The sequence below is a fragment of the Winogradskyella sp. HB-48 genome, assembly GCF_049942685.1.
Lineage (GTDB): Bacteria > Bacteroidota > Bacteroidia > Flavobacteriales > Flavobacteriaceae > Winogradskyella.
In genome coordinates this window covers 2,978,295-3,000,294 of record NZ_CP187934.1, presented here as the reverse complement: position 1 = coordinate 3,000,294, position 22,000 = coordinate 2,978,295, and the positions used below count along the sequence as shown (strand labels likewise).

General features: G+C 34.3%; 16 protein-coding genes and 1 pseudogene. 8 read left to right on the top strand and 9 right to left on the bottom strand.

Annotated elements, in window-relative coordinates; genetic code table 11:
- Positions 1-7: 7 nt before the first annotated feature.
- The gene (locus ACPX19_RS13490) at positions 8-895 is read left to right on the top strand and encodes a chromosome partitioning protein ParA (protein ID WP_426430559.1); all 888 of its coding nucleotides are present in this window, start codon (positions 8-10) and stop codon (positions 893-895) included.
- Positions 896-921: 26 nt separating this feature from the next.
- Here ACPX19_RS13490 and hutI read toward each other — a convergent pair whose 3' ends face one another.
- A complete protein-coding gene (gene hutI, locus ACPX19_RS13485; RefSeq protein ID WP_426430558.1) occupies positions 922-2,190 on the bottom strand; it encodes an imidazolonepropionase in 1,269 nt (422 codons plus the stop codon).
- Between the two features lie 96 nt (positions 2,191-2,286).
- Positions 2,287-3,684 carry a class II fumarate hydratase gene (fumC, locus tag ACPX19_RS13480; RefSeq protein WP_426430557.1) on the bottom strand — a complete coding sequence of 466 codons (1,398 nt, stop codon included), beginning with the start codon at positions 3,682-3,684 and terminating at the stop codon, positions 2,287-2,289.
- A gap of 270 nt (positions 3,685-3,954) precedes the next feature.
- On the opposite strand from fumC, the gene ACPX19_RS13475 reads away from it, so the two are divergent.
- From ACPX19_RS13475 to ACPX19_RS13450, 6 genes and pseudogenes are all read left to right on the top strand, one after another.
- The gene (locus tag ACPX19_RS13475; RefSeq protein WP_426430556.1) at positions 3,955-4,338 is read left to right on the top strand and encodes a hypothetical protein; all 384 of its coding nucleotides are present in this window, start codon (positions 3,955-3,957) and stop codon (positions 4,336-4,338) included.
- Between the two features lie 427 nt (positions 4,339-4,765).
- The gene (locus ACPX19_RS13470) at positions 4,766-5,470 is read left to right on the top strand and encodes an esterase family protein (protein WP_426430555.1); all 705 of its coding nucleotides are present in this window, start codon (positions 4,766-4,768) and stop codon (positions 5,468-5,470) included.
- 28 nt (positions 5,471-5,498) lie between these two features.
- Positions 5,499-6,446 (top strand): annotated as a pseudogene (locus ACPX19_RS13465) (ATP-grasp domain-containing protein); the annotation flags it as partial.
- A gap of 358 nt (positions 6,447-6,804) precedes the next feature.
- Entirely contained in the window at positions 6,805-7,899 is a 1,095-nt protein-coding gene (locus tag ACPX19_RS13460) for a carboxylate-amine ligase (RefSeq protein ID WP_426430554.1), read from the top strand.
- Positions 7,900-7,915: 16 nt separating this feature from the next.
- The gene (locus ACPX19_RS13455) at positions 7,916-8,731 is read left to right on the top strand and encodes a type 1 glutamine amidotransferase (RefSeq protein ID WP_426430553.1); all 816 of its coding nucleotides are present in this window, start codon (positions 7,916-7,918) and stop codon (positions 8,729-8,731) included.
- 5 nt (positions 8,732-8,736) lie between these two features.
- On the top strand, positions 8,737-9,939 hold the full coding sequence (locus ACPX19_RS13450; protein WP_426430552.1) for a hypothetical protein: 1,203 nt from the start codon (positions 8,737-8,739) through the stop codon (positions 9,937-9,939).
- A gap of 3 nt (positions 9,940-9,942) precedes the next feature.
- On the opposite strand, the gene ACPX19_RS13445 is transcribed toward ACPX19_RS13450, so the two are convergent.
- From ACPX19_RS13445 to ACPX19_RS13430, 4 genes are all read right to left on the bottom strand, one after another.
- On the bottom strand, positions 9,943-11,142 hold the full coding sequence (locus ACPX19_RS13445) for an ATP-grasp domain-containing protein (protein WP_426430551.1): 1,200 nt from the start codon (positions 11,140-11,142) through the stop codon (positions 9,943-9,945).
- A gap of 39 nt (positions 11,143-11,181) precedes the next feature.
- Positions 11,182-12,594, bottom strand: coding sequence for a leucyl aminopeptidase family protein (locus tag ACPX19_RS13440; RefSeq protein WP_426430550.1), 1,413 nt, complete (start codon positions 12,592-12,594; stop codon positions 11,182-11,184).
- A 3-nt stretch (positions 12,595-12,597) separates the two neighbouring features.
- Positions 12,598-13,371: an alpha/beta hydrolase gene (locus ACPX19_RS13435; protein WP_426430549.1), complete on the bottom strand. Its 774-nt coding sequence runs from the start codon at positions 13,369-13,371 to the stop codon at positions 12,598-12,600.
- Between the two features lie 244 nt (positions 13,372-13,615).
- Entirely contained in the window at positions 13,616-14,350 is a 735-nt protein-coding gene (locus tag ACPX19_RS13430; RefSeq protein ID WP_426430548.1) for a DUF6263 family protein, read from the bottom strand.
- Positions 14,351-14,591: 241 nt separating this feature from the next.
- Between ACPX19_RS13430 and ACPX19_RS13425 the strand changes: the two genes are divergently transcribed.
- The gene (locus tag ACPX19_RS13425) at positions 14,592-17,228 is read left to right on the top strand and encodes a DUF4062 domain-containing protein (protein ID WP_426430547.1); all 2,637 of its coding nucleotides are present in this window, start codon (positions 14,592-14,594) and stop codon (positions 17,226-17,228) included.
- A 178-nt stretch (positions 17,229-17,406) separates the two neighbouring features.
- Here the strand turns inward: ACPX19_RS13425 and ACPX19_RS13420 are convergent, their stop codons facing one another.
- The 3 genes from ACPX19_RS13420 to ACPX19_RS13410 form a co-directional block, all read right to left on the bottom strand.
- Positions 17,407-18,438 carry a hypothetical protein gene (locus ACPX19_RS13420; protein ID WP_426430546.1) on the bottom strand — a complete coding sequence of 344 codons (1,032 nt, stop codon included), beginning with the start codon at positions 18,436-18,438 and terminating at the stop codon, positions 17,407-17,409.
- Between the two features lie 50 nt (positions 18,439-18,488).
- Positions 18,489-19,148, bottom strand: a complete 660-nt coding sequence (locus tag ACPX19_RS13415; protein WP_426430545.1) for an ABC transporter ATP-binding protein — start codon at positions 19,146-19,148, stop codon at positions 18,489-18,491.
- 217 nt (positions 19,149-19,365) lie between these two features.
- Positions 19,366-21,879, bottom strand: coding sequence for a DUF5916 domain-containing protein (locus ACPX19_RS13410; RefSeq protein WP_426430544.1), 2,514 nt, complete (start codon positions 21,877-21,879; stop codon positions 19,366-19,368).
- Between the last annotated feature and the right edge of the window lie 121 nt (positions 21,880-22,000).

The following is a 22,000-nucleotide window of genomic DNA, read 5'->3' as shown; positions in this document are numbered from 1 at the left end:
AATTTTTATGGAAGGTTCACAAAAATCAAACACCGGTCTTAAAGTAGGAATAGGAATCCTTTTAGTACTATTTTTAGGTTCAGCCTTTTTTGCCTCAAAATATTATTCTGAAGGTAAACAAACTGAAAAAGAGCTTATTACTGAAAAGCAACAAGTGATGAATGATCTTAGTAATATGGCAAAGCAATATGACGAAGCTATTGCGGCTAGTGAGGTTAAAGATCAAGAATTAATTGAAGCAAGAGAGCGTATCCAAGGTTTAATGGATTCTTTAAAAGTATCTCAGAACAGTGTAAACTCTTTATGGAGATATAAAAAGAAGTTCTTAGCATTACAGGAAGAGATGGACGAGTTGTTGGCTGAAAACGATCGTTTAAAAGTGGAAAACGAATATTTAGCAACATCTTTAGACAGTACACAAGTACAATTAGCAGAGCGTACAGTATTTACAGATTCATTATTGGTTCAAAATACTGAGTTGGCGAGTGTTGTAAAAGATGCAGCTGCTTTACAAACTGTTGGTTTAAAAGGTATGGGAGTTATTGAGCGTAGAAGCGGAAGACAAATCCCAACTGAAAGAGCAGGACGAAGCGATAAAATTAAAATCTGTTTTACTGTTGCCAAAAACACTTTAACAGAAGCAGGTGATAAAGAATTATACGTTCAGGTAATAGATCCTAAGAATAATGTTTTAGGTAGCAATGCGCAAGTACAATTTGAAGATCAGGTATTGAATTACAGTTTAATTAGCCGTTTCAATTACGAAAACAGAAACTTAAATATCTGCGAATACATAGCTCAGCCTGAAGATTCAGAATTTGAGAAGGGACGTTACCAAGTAAACGTTTTTAATGATAAAGAATTGGTTTCTACTTCAGAGTTTACTCTGAAATAAGAATTCAAAGTTTGATTGATTGATAGCTAAATCCGGAAGTTTTCTTCCGGATTTTTTATATCCTTTAATTGCCCATTAATAATCACTTGCTCAACTGGATCATGAGCAAAAGCATAAGGTATTTCACTATAATCGCTAAGCGGCTTTGTAATGATTAGGTTTGCTTTTTTCCCTCTAGTAATGCTTCCATACATACTACTAATTCCCATGGCGTAGGCACCATTTATTGTAGCTGCATTTATAGCTTCTTCTGGTGTCATTTTTAATTTTACACAAGCTGCACTTACAATAAAATTCATATTACCACTAGGTGCAGAACCAGGATTGTAATCTGTGGCAATTGCCAGTGGTAAACCAGCATCAATAATTTTTCTAGCAGGAGTGTATGGAATACTCAAAAAATAAGAACAACCAGGTAAAGCAACTGGCATAGTCTCAGATTTTTTTAAAGCTTTTATATCATCGTCGTTTAATTCCTCAAGATGATCTACAGACAAAGCATTGTATTTTACACCTAGACCAACACCACCAAGAATATTGAACTGATTCACATGAATCTTTGGTCGCATATTATGTTTTTTGGCAGCTTTTAGAATGGCTTCAGTATCTTCAAGGTCAAAATAACCTTTCTCACAAAAGACATCCACATAATGATTGACATTTAATTTTGAAGCCTTAGGAATTAGTTCGTCAGTTATGAGTTTAATATAAGCTTCTTTATTGTCTTTATATTCGGCAGGAATGGCATGTGCAGCTAAAAGCGTAGGTGTTATCTTAGCTAAACTTTCTTGCTTTATGCGCTTAATAACACGAAGCATTTTTAATTCAGCTTCAACAGTAAGACCATAACCTGTTTTAATTTCAAAAGCACAAGTTCCCATTCGTATGAGGTCTTCCATGCGTTTGATTGACTGATTATATAAATCTTCTTCGGACGTATCTTGAAGCAACTTAGCTGAGTTTAAAATCCCGCCACCTTTATTGGCAATCTCTTCATAACTTAAGCCATTTATCCTATCTACAAACTCGGATATCCTGTTACCAGCATAAACAATATGTGTATGTGAATCGCACCAAGAAGGTAAAACGATTTTTCCAGTAGCGTCTATGATGGTTTCGGCTTCAATGCCCTCACAATATTCCATTTCACCGTATTCTATAATGGTATCGTGTTCTATGTAGAGGTAAGCATTCTCTAAGATAGGAAGGGTTTTCATGTCTTTACCTTTTACTATCATTACATTATAGTCGTGAACTTGTACAAGTTGTTTTATGTTTTTTATAAGAATGGACATAGGTTGGCTTTTTTGTAAAGTTGCCTATTTTTTTTGATAAAAAAAAACGCTCATAATAAGTATGAGCGTTTTTAGATTTATTTAAAATAAAAATTCTTATTTAAGACTACCTACCATATCTTCTGGTTTTACCCATTCGTCATAGTCTTCTGCAGTGACGTAGCCCAAATTAATAGCTTCTTCTTTTAGAGTAGTTCCATTTTTATGTGCTGTATTAGCAATTTCAGCGGCTTTGTAGTAGCCAATTTTAGTATTTAAAGCTGTCACTAACATTAAAGAGTTGTTTAGTAACTGTTTTATCACAGCATGGTTTGGCTCTATACCAATTGCACAGTTTTCCTCAAAGCTTACACAAGCATCACCAATGAGTTGTGCTGATTGAAGAATATTAGCTGCCATCATTGGTTTAAAAACATTAAGCTCATAATGCCCTTGAGTGCCACCAACAGTTACAGCAACATCATTGCCCATAACTTGTGCGCAAACCATAGTTAAGGCTTCGCATTGCGTTGGATTTACTTTTCCTGGCATAATAGAACTTCCTGGTTCATTCGCTGGTATGATAATCTCACCAATACCAGAACGAGGACCAGAAGCCATCATTCTAATATCGTTTGCTATTTTGTTTAGTGATACAGCCAATTGTTTTAAAGCTCCATGTGTTTCTACAATGGCATCATGTGCAGCTAAGGCTTCAAATTTGTTTGGTGCAGTAACGAAAGGTAATTCCGTAAAATCTGCAATATATTTTGCAACTAATACATCATATCCTTCAGGTGTGTTTAATCCTGTACCTACAGCAGTTCCTCCTAAAGCCAATTCACTTAAATGTGATAATGTATTTTCTAAGGCTTTTAAGCCATGATCTAATTGCGACACATAGCCAGAAAATTCCTGACCTAACGTTAAAGGTGTTGCATCCATTAAATGGGTACGACCTATTTTTACGACATCTTTAAAAACAATAGCCTTGTTATGTAACGTGTTTCTTAACTGAATAACACCAGGGATGGTCGTTTCTACAACCTTTTTGTAAGCAGCAATGTGCATACCAGTAGGAAAAGTGTCGTTTGACGATTGCGATTTGTTAACATCATCGTTTGGTTGAATGGTTTTATCTCCTTCGCCAATAACTTTACCCGCAATCTGGTGTGCTCTGTTGGCAATCACCTCATTAACATTCATGTTGCTTTGCGTACCAGAACCCGTTTGCCATATTACTAAAGGAAACTGATCATTGTGCTTGCCTTCTAAAATCTCATCACAAACCTGTGCAATAAGATCGCGCTTGTTTTTGTCTAAAACGCCTAAATCACAGTTGGCATAAGCCGCTGCTTTTTTAAGGTATGCAAAGCCATAAACCACTTCTAAAGGCATAGAGGCAGGCGCACCAATTTTAAAGTTATTACGAGAACGCTCGGTTTGTGCTCCCCAAAGTTTATCTGCAGGTACTTTAACCTCACCCATGGTATCTTTTTCTATTCTGTATGTCATGATGTCTAGTTTTTTAAAAGCTATGCAAAATTACAGTTTTTGACGGTTTAAAAACTGAAGAATGTCATAATTCTTTAATTGAATCTTGACGTCAAAAAATACGTGAAGTTACGTATTGACTTATTAATTTTAAAAAACTAACTTGCTAACTTGCTTACCTGTGCTGAACTCCTGTCTGCCGATTAGACAGGTGATTCAGTATCATCCGATAAAGTCAATTATTAAATGACCTTATATAAACCGTTGGCAATAATTTAAAACCTGAATATTATGAAAAAAACAATTTTAATTTTACTATTAACAGTAACAACAAGCGCAATATCGCAGGAGGTGAAAATTATAGAAATAAATGAAAAAAATGAATATTTCGATACTGGAAAAAGTATTAATTTAAATGAGGATAATATTGATATAAATAATGTCTATTATGTGAATGGTAAGTTAATGAATAATCTAAATGACATAAAACTAGTTAACCCAAAGGCTATCAAAATATTTGACATTAAAAAAGGTGAATTTATCGTTGATGGAATTACTTACGAAAAGAAAATATCAATAACAACTTATGAAAAATATAAAGACAACTTTTTATTAACTGAAGAGGAATATAGTGGGTTAAAAAAACCTATAAAGATTGTTGCTAAAAAATTATAAAAAAAACTATTGCCAACAAAGAACTGAGTTAAAAAACAAGTCTTTTTAGCTTAATCTTGATACATAATTTTCTCATCGGAAAATCCTCGTGATGAATTATTGCCTGTAATGTTTAATTAAATTAGTTCCTGAAACACGCAACGAAACTATAGCCAAACACGATAAGCACCATCCAAAATTTATCCTCAATCTTTCCATCTATTTTAAGTTGGCTTTTATGTCATTCAATTCCTAATTATTTAATGCTTATTTAGCACTGACTTCCAAGTTTTTACTTCAATCATAAGATCTTCTCTATCCCGAAAACGATATAGTTAATAACATTATTGAAAATACACTGGTATTCCATGCTTTTTTTACTGATATTCAAGATTATACTCTAATTTTGTCACCTAAAAATTAATTAATCAATTTTAAAAGTTTACAATTGAAAGAAGAGTATTTTAAATGGTATTCGCCAACCCTAAGCAAGGATATAGAAATGCTTGTTTTTGGTCACGCTGGTTATCCCGTTATTTTGTTTCCAACTACTGGAGGACAATATTATGAATGCAAGGATAGAGGCTTAATTGAATCTGCAAGATGGTTTTTAGAGCAAGGTCTGGTTCAGATTTATTGTCCGGACAGCATCAATGATATGAGTTGGTACAATAAACAACTTCACCCAGCAGATAAGGTGAAAAACCATATGTGGTATGATACTTTTATCTTAAACGAGCTGGTAAACAAAATCTGCCATGATAAAGGCATTCATAAAGTTGCTGTTGCCGGACCAAGTTTTGGTGGTTATCAAGCCGCTAATTTTGCTTTTCGACATCCAGATCGCGTAAGCCATATGTTTAGTATGAGTGGTGCTTTTGATATTAAGTCTTTTTTAGATGGTTATTACGATGATAATGTGTATTTTAATAATCCTGTAGACTATATGCCAAATGCCAATCATCCTGAGTTATGGAATATGAAAATTGTTCTTGGAGTAGGAGAATGGGACATTTGTTTAGATGCTAATAAGCATATGGCTAAGATACTCTCAGATAAAAACATACCGTTTTGGTACGATGAGCGCAAATGGGCAGAGCACGATTGGCCTATTTGGTGCCAAATGTTTCCACATTATTTATCTAAATTGTAATAACCAACTTTAAACTAATTCTAGAAAGATGAAAAAAATAGGAATTTTATTCGGTCAGGAAAATACATTTCCATGGGCATTTATAGACAGAGTAAACGAAAAAATAAAAGTACAAGGCATTAAAGATATGGTAGCTGAAGCTGTGTCTATTGATACTGTTGAGCAGGCAAAATCAGATGAGTATGCAGTAATTATAGATAGAATATCTCAAGATGTGCCTTTCTACAGAGCTTATTTAAAAAATGCAGCTATAACAGGTACTGCGGTGATCAATAATCCATTTTGGTGGAGTGCAGACGAAAAGTTTTTTAATAATGCACTTGCTGAAAAGATAGGTGTGCCAGTACCAAAGACTTTCATTTTACCAACATCTCACAGACCTCCAAACACGGACGAGAACTCATTTAGAAACATGAAATTTCCATTTGATTGGGAAAAAATGTTCAATACTGTTGGATTCCCAGCATATATGAAGCCTCACGATGGTGGTGGATGGAAAAGTGTGTATAAAGTTGAAAATCCTGATGATTTATGGGCTAAGCATGGTGAAACAGAGCACTTAGTTATGATGCTTCAGGAAGAAATACAGTTTCAAGAATATTTTAGATGCTACGTTTTGGGTACAGATAAAGTTCATATTATGCAATATGAACCAAGAAATCCACATCATTTAAGATACGTTATTGATGGACCTCCTGTGGATAAGAAACTATTAAACTTGGTTGAGAAATACTGTATCAAACTAAACAAAGCTTTAGGCTATGATTTCAATACTGTTGAATTTGCGGTAAGAGATGGTATACCTTATGCTATAGATTTTTGTAATCCAGCACCAGACGCAGATATTCATTCCGTGGGTCAAGAGAACTTTGATTGGATTGTTGAGAATGCGGCTAATTTGGCAATTGAAAAGGCAAAGCAGTACAAAAAAGGAAAAATGAACCTTACTTGGGGAACTTTTGTAAAAGATCAGATGGCAACTGCAAAAGCACCGGCTAAAAAAGCACCTGCTAAAAAGGCACCTGTAAAGAAATCTGCTCCAAAAAAGCCAACAGTTAAAGCAGCAGCCTCAAAGGCTACGGCTAACAAAGCGGTTGTTAAAACTTCTGCAACTAAAACAGCAGCATCTAAAAAGGCAGCACCAAAAAAAGCTACTGTAAAGACACCTGCGGCAAAGGCAACACCAAAAAAGGCAACACCAAAAAAGGCAACAGCTAAAAAAACAGTCGCAAAGAAAGCAACGACTAAAAGAACCACAACAAAGAAATAAAACTAGAATAGAGTTAATAACCTGACCATATAAGTGGTCAGGTTTAATTAATCACATATTACATATGAAGTTTACATTAGGTATTGAAGAAGAGTATCAGGTCATTGATCCTAAAACTCGTGAGTTGATATCCCACGATCAAAAAATTGTTGCTGAAGCTTCAAATGTTCTAGGCGAACAGGTAAAGGCAGAGATGCATCAGGCTGTTGTAGAAGTAGGTACAAATATTTGTGAAGACATCACAGATGCTAGGCATCAAATAAAGCACTTACGCAAGTCAATATCTAATATAGCCAAGGATTTAGGGTTTGATATTGCAGCAGCAGGCACGCATCCATTTTCTAAGTGGGAAACCCAGTTATTGACTCCAAATCCACGCTACGATGAAATTATTAATGAACTGCAAGATACAGCACGTTCTAATTTAATTTTTGGACTTCATGTGCATGTTGGTATCGCAGACAAAGATTTGGCACTTCATATTTCTAACGCTATGCGTTACTTCTTACCGCACCTTTATGCATTGTCAACTAACTCGCCATTTTGGGAAGGTAGAAATACAGGTTTTAAATCCTTTAGGTCTAAGGTATTTGATAAATTTCCAAGAACAGGAATTCCAGGTATCTTCGAAAACTATTCACAGTACACCAACTATATTGATACTTTGATAAAGACCAATTGTATCGATAATCCTAAGAAAATATGGTGGGATATTCGTATTCATCCTACATATCCTACTTTGGAGGTTAGGATTTGTGATGTGCCTATGATGTATGAAGAAACCTTGACCATTGCTGCTTTAATACAAGCATTAGTTGCTAAACTGTATAAACTAAAAACCCAAAACTTGAATTTTATCATCTATCACAGAGCGCTCATTAATGAGAATAAATGGAGAGCAAGTCGCTATGGATTGGATGGAAAAATGATAGACTTTGGCAAAAAAATAGAAGTCGACACCAAAGATTTAATGGAAGAGCTGTTAGAGTTTGTTGATGATGTGGTAGATGATCTAGGCTCAAGAAAAGAAGTTGAAAACGTTAGGCAAATGATAAAGGATGGCACAGGAGCAGATCGTCAATTGGCCGTTTTCGAAAAAACTAAAGACCTCACTAAAGTAGTAGATTATATTGCTGAGCAAACTATTTTAGGCTTGTAATGACCTACAATTAAAAATGATAGATAAATTAAAATTAGCAATTTTGGACATGAATGATGCCCAGCCTAATCAAGGGTTGCGTTGCATCACAGAGATTGTTCAAAAGTTCCATGAAGATATAGATTATAAGATTTATGATGTAAGAGCTAAAAATGAAATTCCTGATAGTTCGTATGACATTTATATTTCTAGTGGTGGACCAGGAAGCCCTTTAGAGCAAGAGCCCTGGCGTCAGCCTTACTTGGATTTAATGCAAAATCTATGGGATTTCAATAAAATGTCACTAGCTAAAAAGAAGCATGTATTTTTTATATGTTATTCGTTTCAAGTGATTTGCGATTATTTTGAATTAGGTGAAATTAAGCCAAGGCGTAGTACATCATTTGGTATTCTTCAAGTACATCAAACCAAAAAAGGACATAATGACTTAATATTGAAGGGTTTACCAGACCCTTTTTATGCTGTAGATTCAAGAGATTGGCAACTTATTCAGCCAAAATTATCCGTATTCAAAAAACATGGAGCTACTATTTTGAGTTTGGAAAAAATCCGCACCCATGTAGAGCTAGAGCGCGCCATCATGGCCGTACGTTTTTCTAAAGAATTTGTTGGTACACAATTTCATCCTGAGGCTGAACCTGTAAGCATGAAGGCTTATTTTAAGCTTGAAAAAAATAGAAAAATTGTTGTTGAGAGTTTTGGTGAAGAAAAATATAACCAAATGATGGATAGGGTAGATGATCCAGATAAATTATTCTTAACCTACAATGCCATCATTCCAAGATTTATAAAAAACGCTATTGTACAAGCTAAACAACCATTAATGTCTTAGTTACAATGATAAAAAACATAAGAGCGACTTATAACAAGAATTTTTCTGAAGAAAAATATCAAGCATTGTTAGATGATATTAATACTGCGTTTAATTATAAGGTAAGGTTTAAAATTGCCGAAACCCCAATTTTCATACCTAAAGCGCTAAAACAAAAGTTGGTAGATGCTTGTAGCGATATTTTAAAGGTCATTAACCGACCAGATTTTAAAGAGCTAACTAAAGATGCTTTTTTTGATGAAAATACAATTGTTCCTAATGAAGTTGGGCCACCAAAGTTTATTCAGTTAGATTTTGGAATCTGTAAAGATGAAAATGGAGAACTCACACCTAAATTAATTGAGTTACAAGGTTTTCCATCATTGTATTTTTTTCAGGAACTCTTAGGTAGAATGTACCGCAAGCATTTTGGAGATGTTATTCCGTTAGAATATTCTCAGCATCTTAATGGCATGACAACTGAAGACTATATTGAGTTGTTGCGAACAGAAATAGTCGGCGATACAGACCCAAAACAAGTTATTTTACTTGAGATTGAACCTGACGAACAACCAACCGCTATAGATTTCTATGCTACTGAAGCTATGTTGGGTATTAAAACCATATGTATCACCAAGTTGATAAAGCGAGGAAAGGAATTGTTCTATAAAGACGATAATGGTGATGAGATAAGAATCCTTAAAATCTATAACCGTATTATTTTTGATGAATTGCACCAACGAAAGGATCTGGTAGGGCAATTCAGATTTCAAGATGAGGTTGATGTTGAGTGGGTTTGTCATCCAAACTGGTTTTTTAGAATCAGTAAGTATACTATGCCATTTTTAAAAGGCGATTACGTCCCAAAATCCTATCATTTAGATAAGCTAAAAACCATTCCTGAAGACTTAGAGAATTATGTTTTAAAACCTTTGTTTTCTTTTGCTGGCTCGGGTGTTCATATAAATGTCACTAAAAACACGATTGAGAGCATTGCTAATAAATCTAACTATCTGTTGCAAGAAAAGGTAGTGTATGCACCAATCATAGAAACTATGGATGTGCCTGCTAAATGTGAAGTACGAATGATGATGGTACACAATAGCAAAACCAATACAATTGAAATTGCCAGTAACCTTGTGAGATTGAGCAAAGGGGAAATGGTAGGCGTTAAGTACAACAAAGACAAAACCTGGGTTGGAGGTAGTACAGGTTTTTTTGAAAACTAAATGCTATAAAGACTTATCTGGAGCAGGAGCACTAGCATGAAATTCGTTGGCAATGCGCTGTGTGTAATTATTCAATAAATCCATCACACGTTCGCTTGAGTCTGAAACGACAATTAAACCAATATGCCAAGGTTTATTCATTCGCCAAACAATTTCCTTATCTGTAAAACTCGATGTATCTGGATGCTCAAAACGGCTTAGAGACACTACAATCCCTGCATATTGATTTTTTACTTTAGGTAGTTTGTAAGCAATTTGTCTAAGATTAGCATCTTCAATTTTAGCCCATTCTGCCCAAAGGTTGATACCAGAAGCATATTGTACCATTTCTGCTAAATTGGCACCACCAACGCGTGAGGATGTTTCTAAAAAAAACAGTTCGCCAGTAGCCTTAGATTGAATGAATTCGGTATGTGAAGCGCCAAATTTCATACCAAAGGCTTTCATTACATCGGCATTCATTTTTTGTAATGCCTTTTCGGTTTTTGAGCCAATCTCACAGCTTGCCGATCTAAAAACACCTCCACCATGAGCTACTTCAAAAGGTGTGTCTAAATATTTGCTCACTCTAGAGAATTTTACCTTTCCATCGACATTAAGACCATCAACATGATACACATCTCCTGGCGCAAATTTTTCGACTAAATAATTATCGCGTTCATCACCTAAGTTATTAATCACCTGCCAAAGTTCTTCTTTGCTGTGTATTTTTTTAATGCCAGTTGCAGAAGCTTCTAAACGTGGTTTAATTAACCATGGTGGGCTAACTGTGTCTGCATACGCATTGATATCGTCATTATGGAATAAATCTGTAAATTCAGGTACATTAACACCTTCACTTTTAGCTTTTACACGCATGGCGAGTTTATCCCTAAAATAATGTGCAGTGGTTCTTCCCATACCAGGCATTCTAAAATGCTCACGTAAAAGGGCCACTTTTTCTACATCAAAATCATCGAGGGCAACAAAACGATCAAACTTAATCGTTCGGAATGTGTAGGCAATACCTTTAGTAATATCGTTTTGATTCCAATCTTCAATATAAAACACCTCATCAATAGCTTCCCAAGGCCAAGCTTCAAACTCTAGTTTTTTCTTGGTGAGCAAAAAAACATTATTTCCTTGAGCCTTACAGCTTCTAAGAAAGTCTTCGCCTTTAAAATAGGTTGAGATGCAGAGAAAATTGAGCGCTTTTTTTGACATGGTGTATTGGTTTTAAAATCAAGTTACAAAAACCCATAATTATTTTGAAATCTTTTCCTTTATAAATTCTGTAATCAATTGAACACCATAACCAGAAGCACTTTTCATTTTAGCATAAGATGATGACCCAAAAGCGACTCCTGCAATATCCAAGTGTAACCAATTAGGATGTTCTTCGGTAAAGGCTTCTAAAAATTTTGCGGCATTAATAGCACCAGCAATAGGCTTTCCACTAAAGTTTCTAAGGTCAGCAACATCGCTATGTAAATCTTCCTCATAATCCTCATACATAGGCAAACGCCAAACACGTTCGTGTACTTTAGTGCCAATGTTAGACATCGATTGCGCCATATCATCATTGTTAGTAAACATACCAGCAGCAGAGTAACCTAACGTTCTAACAACGCTACCTGTCAACGTGGCTAAATCTATAAGATAATTAGGTTTTATTTTTTTAACAGCATAACTAATACCATCTGCCAAACACAAACGCCCTTCGGCATCGGTATCGATAATTTCTATGGTTTTACCAGAGTAGGAGTTGATGACGTCTCCAGGTCTGTAACTCTCAGCATCTACAGCATTTTCTGCAGAACATACAATACCAGTTACGTTGATATTAAGTTTTAATTTGGCAATAAGCTCAACAACTCCAAGAACAGCCGCAGCACCTCCCATATCACTTTTCATATAGTGAAGATTGGTTGCTGGTTTTATGGAAAGTCCCCCAGAATCGAAGGTAATGCCTTTACCTACAAGTACAATGTCTGTTTTTTTGGTCTCTTTTCCTTTATATTCATTAATGATGACCACAGGTTTATTAACGCTACCTCGTCCAACAGAAAGCACAGCATCAAAACCTTGTTTTTTAAGCTCTTTTTCTTTTAGAACGGTACATTTGTAATTAGCGTTTTTAGAAGATTTAGAAGCCCATTTTCCTAGATACTCTGGTGTTTTAATATTAGGTGGTGCATCTACTAAAGCTTTAATGCTATTGATGGTTTCACCTGTATACAGACCTTCCTCTAGATGTTTCATTATGGATTTTGAAGATGCAAAAGCAATAGTTTTTTGACTTAATTTCTCCTTTTCGGACTTGAAAGCACCAATATTGTACTCTGCCATCTCCAACCCAATCACGGCTTTCCTAATGCTATCTGTATTTAAGTTTTCAGCATACACCTGTATGGATTTATCCCAATGTTTTTTGGTGTTAAAACACAAATTTCTAAAGGTTTCCTCAATCTGAGGCGCATGCTTATCTTCACCCAATCCTAGTAAGTAAATACGATTGCCTTCTGAGCCATAGATAAGTTGATAGCTTGCAAAACTACCATCAAAATCGGGTTGTTGAATAGGTAGAAATGCTTTGACCGTATCTAATTCTCCTTTTTTGCAAGGCAAAATAAAATCCTTAGAAGTGTCTAATGTTTTTATATGTTTAAAAGTCATAACTTAAGAATTAAAGTAAAGCCATTTTACGGCTTTAGGAAATTCCTCTCTCCAATAAATCTCCGAGTGGCTACCATCATCATTTATAGAAAAATGAAAATCGATATGGTGGCCTTTAACCATTTTTTCCTTAATAATACCTCCTAATCTTTGCGCGTTTGGCAAATGCTCTATACTTTCTTTGCCACCAGCATACAGGTAAATCTTGGATTCCTCAAGTGGTTTAAAGCTTTTGGTATGTTTAAATATAGTATTGGATATCCAAAGGCTAGGTGAAAAAATCATTAATTTACCAAACACACCAGGATTTTGTAAACCAGCATGAAGACTAATTAAGCCACCCATAGAACTACCTCCAATACCAGTATTTTCAAAATCTGTTAAGGTCCTAAAAGTCTTGTTGACGTAGGGAATCAACTTTTCAATTACAAACTGAATGTAAAAATTGCCTTTACCTTCTCCAAAACGAGGATGGTAATAGGGTAGATACTCGCTTATACGCTCATTTTCGCCATGGTCTACAGCAATGATAATAAGATCTCCCAAGCCTTCTTCAGACAGTTTTGCCATAGATTTGTCTATGGCCCAATCTCCATATGGAGCTTCTGGGTTGAATAGATTTTGACCATCTTGAAGATAGAGTACAGGATAGTGTTTGTCGGTGTCGTAATAATTATAAGGTAATAATGCCGAGATTTTACGAGTAGCATTAAGATGTGGAATTTCGTAAGCCTCTTCTACCACTTTAATTATAGGTTCAAATCCTGTTACGGTCATGCATTTGTTTTTTGGGATAACGAAAATACAGATTTATGTATTTAAAAACCACTAAATGTGCGGTAGATATTAACAAAAAATTAAAGATTTGGTAAACTTAGCTTATTAAATCCAATAGCATTTTTAGAATAATAAGTTAGGTTGAATAATGTTCTGGTATTATGCGCTTTGTGACTGCTAAAAAAATACCATTCACTTTAATAATGAATGGTATCTAAATTATTATTAGAAAGTGGTTACCAACTTATTTTTTAGTAGATGTTATTGTAATAGTAGACCCAACCTTTTGTCCTTCTACAGTAAAAGCCATGTTAACTTCAGACTTTATAACGTTTCCGGTTTCTTTATTAATATTACTTTTTCCATCTAAAGTGCCTTCAGCTGTACCAGTAATTTTTCCTGTTACCTCTAATTCTACAGTATCATCCGTAATGGCTGTGACTTTATACGTGCTTTCAATAGTCATACCTTGTTGTTCTTTTGAAGCAGACCATGTGGTACCAACTTCAACGGGATCTTCAGGATATATCATACCACCCATATTGTCTTTAAAGGCACTAATGTCTGCCGTACCAGATTTAAGCTCTGTATTGGTAATATTTCCTCGTGTATCATTTTCAATAAGTACAACAGATTCTATTAGCTTTTTCATTTCTGCATGCGCACCTTGGGCAAATGGATCCATTTCGGACTCTTTGGTATTAGAATCGTATGCCATTTTCTGACCCATAGATTCCATGCTCATTTTTACATGGTTAAATGTAGCTTCTGTTGTAATATTATTGTCTTTAACCTCCGTAACGTTAAGGCTCATGGTCATATCCATATCCATTGTCATTACCTCGCCCATGTTTTGGTTCATTACGGTTTTTATTTCATAAACATCTCCTTTTTTATAGTTAAGACGTAACAACGTTTTTTCTTGCGAAAAGGCTAAGGTGCTAATGCACAGCAATAAGGCTACTAGTATTTTTTTCATTTTCTTGTTTTATAAATGTTATAAAAGCAAATATAAGACTTAAAACAGATTGGTAAGTTTTTTAATTTTTATAGGTTTTGGTTTGAAAAATACGTGACTTTACGTATTGACTTCTTGGGTTAAAAATGCGAACTTCGCTTCTGCCTATCGGTAGACAGGTATCAATCGATATGGTTCATTGAAACGGAACTATATCTTAACGTTGTATGCCATTTAAACCCAACAAACTACAAAACATCATATGGAATTATTGAAAGTCTATAAATGCTTTATTTCTTCACCAGGAGATTGTAAGGAGGAAAGAGAAATTTGCGAGCAAGTAATAAAAGAAATAAATAATGGATTTGCACAATATTTAGGCATAAACTTTAAACCTTTTATGTGGGAATATGATGTACTACCAGATATGGGAAAAAATGGTCAAGAAATAATTGACGAGTATATTAAAAAGTCTAATTATGATATTTTCATTGGAATAATGAAAAACAGATTTGGGCATCCAACTAAAAAAGCAGGAAGTGGAACAGAACACGAATTCAATGATGCCTTAGACAGAAAGAAAAAATCAAATAATAGTATACCGAAAATAATTTTCTTTTTTGGTAAAGATAGTGTCGATATTGACCACCCAGAAATTGATAAAATTGTTAATCAAAGAAAACTTGTGAAACAATTCAAAACAAGTATACAAGACAAAGGGTTGTACGTAGATTTTGAAAACAAAGATGTATTTAAAAAACAATTAAAAGAAAAACTTGAATTGTTTATTAAAGAAAATTCACCTCTATCAAATCCAAATGAGAAGGCTCAAGAAGTTGATATTATAATTGAAAAATTAAATCAAGATTTAGAAAATTCACTTAAAACATATAATGAGAAAAGTCCAGTTTGGATAGAACCTATTATTAGCTCAAAAAGAGAAGTCCCTAACAATCCAAATAAGAACTTGGAACACAAAATTGAAATAAGTTCAATAATTGATGAGCCAAAAGACATAATAATAAAAGCACCTGCTGAATTTGGTCTTACTTCCTTAGCACATTATTTAAAATTAAAAGCTTGGAGTCAAGGAAAAACATTTTTGTATTTCAATGCAAAGAACACTAAAAAACACAAAGTCATAAAAGACTTAAAAAGAGAGTCAGAAGACTATTATAAAAAAGAAATCAAAGAAATTGATTGTATTATACTTGATTCAGTATGCTTTGAAGAGCTTGGGATGATGCCTTTGATAAAAAACGTATGTACAGAATTTACTGAAATACCAATTATAATATTAAATACTCTTGACAACAACTTTTTCCTTAAATCTGATGAAGATGATAAAGTAGAAATTAAACGTCCATTTACAAATTACTATCTTCTTCCATTGCCAAAAAATGAATTACGGTCGGTTGTGAATTCTTATGCAAAAAACAAAGCTTTAACTGATGATAATGATACTATCTTGGAAAAGGTCACTAAAGATTTAGAGATATTAAATCTTCATAGAACGGTAAAAAATTGTTTAAGTGTTTTAAGAGCATCATCAAGAATTGGTTCTGAGTACTCACCAATTAATAGAACGAAACTTTTAGAGACAATACTTTCGTCAATCTTTGAAGATTATGAAATACCAACTTATCACGATAAAAAACCTGATATAAAAGATTGTAATTTCGTTTTAGGATACTTTTGTCAATACTTGGTTGAAAAGAATGATTTTGAATTTACTGAGTCTACATTTAAAACTGTACTAAAAGATTTCTGCGAACAGAACTTTATAGAATTAGACTTGGTATATCTTTTAAATCTTCTTGTAGATAACTCTATACTTACACATAATAAGTTCACTCAAACAATTTACTTCCGTAATTCTTATTGGGTATTTTATTTTATTGCTCAAAGAATGAAAATGAACAAGGATTTTTTGCAAAGCATTTACTCGCAAAAAAAATATGTTGACTTTCCAGAGATAATAGAATTTTACACAGGGATAGATAGAAACAGAGAAGACGCTCTTCAAACCTTAAACGAAGATTTAATTGAAACTTTACAGACAGTAAAGACAAAAGTAAATATCCCAGACACAATAAATCCTTACAAGTCCATTTCTTGGAAACCTGAAATCGAAAATCTTGAAAGGGAAGAAAAGAAAATAGGTGAAGATATTGTTTCTTCTGGTTTACCTGATGAAGTTAAAGACAAGTATAGCGACAAATATTACAATCAAATAAAACCCTATAATCAGGTTATTAATACTGTTCTTAGAGATTATTCCTTTCTTGTATTAATGCAACAAGTATCTGCGTCCTCTCGTGCTTTAAGAAATAGCGATTTTGTTGACCATAAAATGAAATCGGAACTTTTAAATAACATTACTGTTGCTTGGCTTGAAATAAATAAATTATTGATTGCTCTTTCACCTATACTTGCTGATAGAGGTAAAGCTACATTTGAAGGTGCAAAGTTTGAATTAGCTGATGATGATTTTTTAATAGATGACCCAAATGAAAAAAGAAAAGCAGTTCTATTAGCTGTACCAACAAATGTCGTTAGATTTTTTAAAGATGACTTATTTTCAGCCAAAATGGGTCCTTTGTTAATTAAAAAAGCTGAAAATGAATCAAACAGCTTAATCAAACACGAATTAATGCTTTTATTAATAGCAGAGAGACCAAAACATTGGAATAAAGTAGTTGACAATTATATAATTAATTTGGATAAAAACTCATTCTATTTGTCTGATGTTTTATCTGTTTTAAATTACAATATTGATTTTAGCGCAACTGAATTGGGAGACAAAAGAATATTAAATTTATTAGCTAAAAAATGTCGTGCTAAGCATTTATATCAAAAGAAAAACCCTGATTTGGGTTTAATTAATAAAATGAAATAAAAACGGCATACAACATTGGCTATAAACAATTGCTTTTACAGGCTTATCCTGAAAATTCCTGTGGAATTTTAACCTTGTTGTGTACTTACAAAAGTCCTTGAAAACACACACAACTGTTCATAGCCGGAGCCCATAAGCGCAACCAAGATTTCTATTACAATCTTTTGAGCTGATTATACTAGAATTTATACCCAAACTTAAAGCCCAAGGTAAAATTAAAGTGATTGTTGCTATTTATTCCTTCAACATTTCGCCTTCTATAATCAAAATGCCAACGATCATCATCATTGAGGCTATCTGTTTCTGGGTTATAGTTTCGATTAGGGTTTTTAATGTCAAAAATCCTTACTCCAAAACCAGAGTATAAATCAATAAATAGTCTTTTGCCTATAGGATAGTTTAATCCGTATTTTATGTTAAATATGTTTACCGATTTGCGTACGACTAATGTTTCATCAATAGGAAATGAAATTTCTTCCAATTCCCTAATATAGCTGATGTCTTCATTAAATTGATATCTTAAAAAACGAGCCTCTAAACCAATGTATTCATTAACTCTTGGGTTACTAGAAATACTAAGTACATTATAATATTTAAGTTCGTACCTAAAGGCTCTGCCTTTATCCTTAACAAGTATTAATTTAGGATTTCTACCACTTCCTAGTCTTTCGGTAAAAACGGTACCATATTCTGCACTAAGACTTATCTTATCGGTGATAAAATATTCTGCACCCAAAGTCAGCATGGGCTGCGAAAAAACATCTATGGCTTTTAGAGGTGTGGTATAAACAAAAAGGTCGTTCTTTTTAAAGGTAATAGGTTGAGTATTTGGGCTAAAAAATCTATTCTGTGTACTATCGATTTCAAAATTTAGTTTTCTCTTATAGGTAAATCTTTTAGGGTTAGTAAAATCCACAAAAAGGCCAGCGTAATATGGTGTTAAAAAGTTTAAAAAAAATGTGCCAGAAGTTTTTTTAGGAAAAGCAAATTCTGTTGAAATGCTATCGTTAGAAAGTTCAAATTTTAAAGAGTCTTTTGAGCGTATTGGAAAAATTGTAACATTATCTTCCTTTACTAAAAATTCTTCATCATTAAACTTTACTTTGGTATTCTTAGGCGCTTGTATGTAAACTTTGGTTTTTTTGGTATGCAGTATTGTAGAGCACGAACACAGAAAGCTAAAACACACCAATAAAATTAGTTTGCGCATATAATAGTTTAACCTAAGATGATAAAACTGTAAAAAGGTTGCGTGAGAAGTTATATAATCTTCCCATCCACCATAGTCAGTTTACGATCTGCCATGTTGGCTAAATCTTGGTTATGGGTTACAATTACAAAGGTTTGTTTAAACTCGTCCCTTAACTTAAAAAAGAGTTGGTGCAGTTGCTCGGCAGATTCGCTATCTAAGTTACCAGAAGGCTCATCGGCAAAGATGATGTTGGGTTGGTTAATCAAGGCTCTGGCTACAGCTACACGTTGCTGCTCACCACCAGACATGCTATTGGGTTTGTGATGTATGCGATCTTTTAAACCTAAATAGTCTAACAATTCTAAAGCACGTTTTTCGGCCTCAGCTTTTGGTGTGTTGTTAATAAATGCAGGTATGCAGACGTTTTCTAACGCTGTAAACTCTGGTAATAACTGATGAAACTGAAAGATAAAACCGATGTGTTGGTTTCTAAATTTGGCTAAGGCTTTATCGTTAAGTGCTGTAATGGATTGTCCGTTGATTTCTAGCGTGGTGTTACTTTTAAAATCGGGTTTATCTAAGGTACCTAAAATCTGTAATAAAGTGGTTTTACCAGCACCTGATGCACCAACAATAGAGATGATTTCACTTTCGGCAATGTTAATATCTACGCCTTTTAAAACGTGTAAATCGTTATACGATTTGTGAATGTTGGTCGCTTTTATCATACAACAGCGAAAATACTATTTTTTAGATTATTAGACGCTTAGATTTTTGGACTTTTAGATGGTTATGTTTTTTGGTCATTTCGAGTGAAATTGTATTAGCAATTTTGTATCGAGAAGCAGAGTAATCCCTAGAGCAGTTCTCGATACGATTTTGACAAGTCAAAATCACTCGAACTGACGTAGAATTCAATCAAATACAGAATCAACGGATAATAGCTTACGAATTGAATCTGAAACTGTTTCTAGGTGTAAAGAAAGTATTGGCTTGTGCGCTTTGAGGATTGTCTCTCTTTTTAAAAATAGATTTAATACCATTAAAGTCTAGGAAGTACTGCAACCTTACCGAAATGGTATGCTGTATTGGTTGATCGAAAAGTGTATCTAAACTCTCAGAATAACTATCCTGAGACATCGTATCGAAATTAAATAGCTGGTTTCTATACAAAGCGGTTAAGAAACTGCCAGGTGCAAATTGCCATGAGTAGCTTAGGTCTATATTCCAGGTACTAAAATTAATATTTGGTGAGTTGCTCACATTATCTACCGTATAGCCTTGTTCAGTTGTAAGACGACCATTATCCAGCAAGGTAAATAGTTCATAGTCGTAATTTACCGTATCCCAATAATGTCTAAATGTAAGTGCAAGTGAATTAAAAGGGTTAAACGTATAATTGGCAGAAATGGTATTGGTTACTCGTTTACGATTACGTTCTCCCAAAATAGGTTGATCATCTTCAAATGTGGCATATCCACGCGACCCATTAGACATATTAAGACTAAAACTGTAACTCATAAGTAGCTTATCGTTTGGCCTTACTCTTGGGCTTAAGAATATATTGTAACCAAACAAATCCCTACCATCCTCAAAGATTTTAAAGAGACCTCCATCTATATCAAAGGCAAAAACTTTGTTGTAGTTAGACGAATAGAATCCACCAATACTTGCAATGTTTTCGAATATAAAAGGTCTGCCATCCCTAGATTCAAAATAATCGTACTGCTTTCCTGGTTCTATATTAAAATTAAAACCGTAGGCATTTAAATTTTTGGTTTGCGCAAAATAGCGTCCTCCAATATTCATACCAGTATACACACCAGGATTAGCTAGGTTTCTGTAATTGATCCAAGCGTTAATGCGATAATTGTTTAATTTTCCTTTTGGTTCAAAGGTTTGGTACCAAATGTCTGCCCCAAAATCGTTAAAATTGTTTCTAAAAATGAGTCCTAAGTCGTTGATTTCGTATTTGGTATCTGCAAAACGGTGATCAAAACTGTAACGTAGATTTCCATGGGATTTACCAATGTAGAAAAAGGTACTATAGCCTGTTTCGCTTTCTGTATTTTGGTAATTAACGTTACTCATTTTGGCTTCTGCATTTATAACATAGGTGTTTCTCTTGTTTTGCAGACTGGTAACAAGTGCTGTGGCATTACCATCTCTAAATTCGCCCTCTCGCATTACATTGGTATTGATAAGGCTTATTGAAGAATTACCATTAAACTGCTGATCGACGACCAAAATATTGTAATTGGTGAACGGTTCTACAACCTCGCGACGTTTTTCGTTTGTATCTGTATTGGTGATAGTGGCATATGTTTTTTCGGTAATGGCATTAAAAATACCAACACCAAGGCCACCTTTGGTTCTCCCAGAAACTTTTATGGCATTTAAAACTTTAACTTCGTTGGGTATGTCAGCCTCTTCGTTGTCATCCAAATCTAGTTGCCCACTTGGTGCGTTACCCACCCGTCTAGAAAAGAACAAATCTCCTTTAGAAAACAAATCGACACCTTCTGTAAAAAACTGACGTTGTTCAGAAAACGTCTGCTCAAAAGGCCCAAGATTTAGTACCACTCTGTCAAAACCAGCTTGGCTGAAGTCTGGTACCAAAGTTGCATCGAGTGTGAAGTTATCTGTGATACCATATTTAACGTCCATACCAAAGGTTAGGTCGGTTTCGGTATCTCCATCAAAACTATTTAAGATTCCTGTTGAAAAAGGATAGAGGTTAAGTCGAACAGGTGGCTTTAAGTTTTTCAAACCTTTTAGCTCACCGTGATATAAGCCAATATTACCTTGTGTTGGGTCGAATTCGTTCCATGTGTATTGCGAACGGTATCGTCTAAAGTGTCTATGAAACTGAAGTCCCCAAGTTGGTTCTTCTTGGTCTGGAAAACGTAAGGTTCTGTATGGTATTTCAATTTCCACGATCCATCCATCATCTACTATCTGTACGGCACTTTGCCAAACGGCATTCCAACTAAAATCTTCACCTATACTCGGATTTGCAATGGCATCAGCTTGTTGACCAGAGCTGAATACAAAAAACTGTGTGTCGTTTTGGGCATCGTTATTTGGGTTTAAAACCACAGCAAAAAAGTCGCTCTGACCAAAATTATCACGACTGGTGAGCTGCTTCATAATTTTTGTGGTATCATCGTACAGGTATGCGGCTACGTATATAGCATTATCATCGTAGGTCATTTTCACTTCCGTTCGTTGTTCTGGCGGTAGCGTATTGCCAATATCTGGTCTAAACTGAATGAAACCCGTTGCGATTTGAGCATTTTTCCAGATGATATCATCTAAAACACCATCAATTTTAGGTTTTTTAGAAGTTCTGGTAATATTGAGTGTTTTTTTCTGTTTTGTTAAAACGGAGTTTTCTTGTGAATGTGCAACAATACAGCAACTCAGAATAAATATAAAAACAATAGAACGAAAGTTCATGAAAGCTTGATTGATGGATATTTACTTAGGTTAAAGACAATATTATTTTCCAATTGTTACACAATAGTCCTGCAAAACTAAGCTGTCAACTTACACAAGGCTCTTAACTAAACGTTAAAAA

Excerpts from the sequence above, each read along its gene's own strand:
- ACPX19_RS13420 (WP_426430546.1), bottom strand. The coding sequence starts at position 18,438 with ATGCGCAAACTAATTTTATTGGTGTGTTTTAGCTTTCTGTGTTCGTGC.
- ACPX19_RS13415 (WP_426430545.1), bottom strand. The coding sequence starts at position 19,148 with ATGATAAAAGCGACCAACATTCACAAATCGTATAACGATTTACACGTT.
- ACPX19_RS13440 (WP_426430550.1), bottom strand. The coding sequence starts at position 12,594 with ATGACTTTTAAACATATAAAAACATTAGACACTTCTAAGGATTTTATT.
- ACPX19_RS13460 (WP_426430554.1), top strand. The coding sequence starts at position 6,805 with ATGAAGTTTACATTAGGTATTGAAGAAGAGTATCAGGTCATTGATCCT.
- ACPX19_RS13490 (WP_426430559.1), top strand. The coding sequence starts at position 8 with ATGGAAGGTTCACAAAAATCAAACACCGGTCTTAAAGTAGGAATAGGA.
- ACPX19_RS13455 (WP_426430553.1), top strand. The coding sequence starts at position 7,916 with ATGATAGATAAATTAAAATTAGCAATTTTGGACATGAATGATGCCCAG.
- ACPX19_RS13425 (WP_426430547.1), top strand. The coding sequence starts at position 14,592 with ATGGAATTATTGAAAGTCTATAAATGCTTTATTTCTTCACCAGGAGAT.
- ACPX19_RS13430 (WP_426430548.1), bottom strand. The coding sequence starts at position 14,350 with ATGAAAAAAATACTAGTAGCCTTATTGCTGTGCATTAGCACCTTAGCC.
- ACPX19_RS13445 (WP_426430551.1), bottom strand. The coding sequence starts at position 11,142 with ATGTCAAAAAAAGCGCTCAATTTTCTCTGCATCTCAACCTATTTTAAA.
- hutI (WP_426430558.1), bottom strand. The coding sequence starts at position 2,190 with ATGTCCATTCTTATAAAAAACATAAAACAACTTGTACAAGTTCACGAC.
- fumC (WP_426430557.1), bottom strand. The coding sequence starts at position 3,684 with ATGACATACAGAATAGAAAAAGATACCATGGGTGAGGTTAAAGTACCT.
- ACPX19_RS13450 (WP_426430552.1), top strand. The coding sequence starts at position 8,737 with ATGATAAAAAACATAAGAGCGACTTATAACAAGAATTTTTCTGAAGAA.
- ACPX19_RS13410 (WP_426430544.1), bottom strand. The coding sequence starts at position 21,879 with ATGAACTTTCGTTCTATTGTTTTTATATTTATTCTGAGTTGCTGTATT.
- ACPX19_RS13435 (WP_426430549.1), bottom strand. The coding sequence starts at position 13,371 with ATGACCGTAACAGGATTTGAACCTATAATTAAAGTGGTAGAAGAGGCT.
- ACPX19_RS13475 (WP_426430556.1), top strand. The coding sequence starts at position 3,955 with ATGAAAAAAACAATTTTAATTTTACTATTAACAGTAACAACAAGCGCA.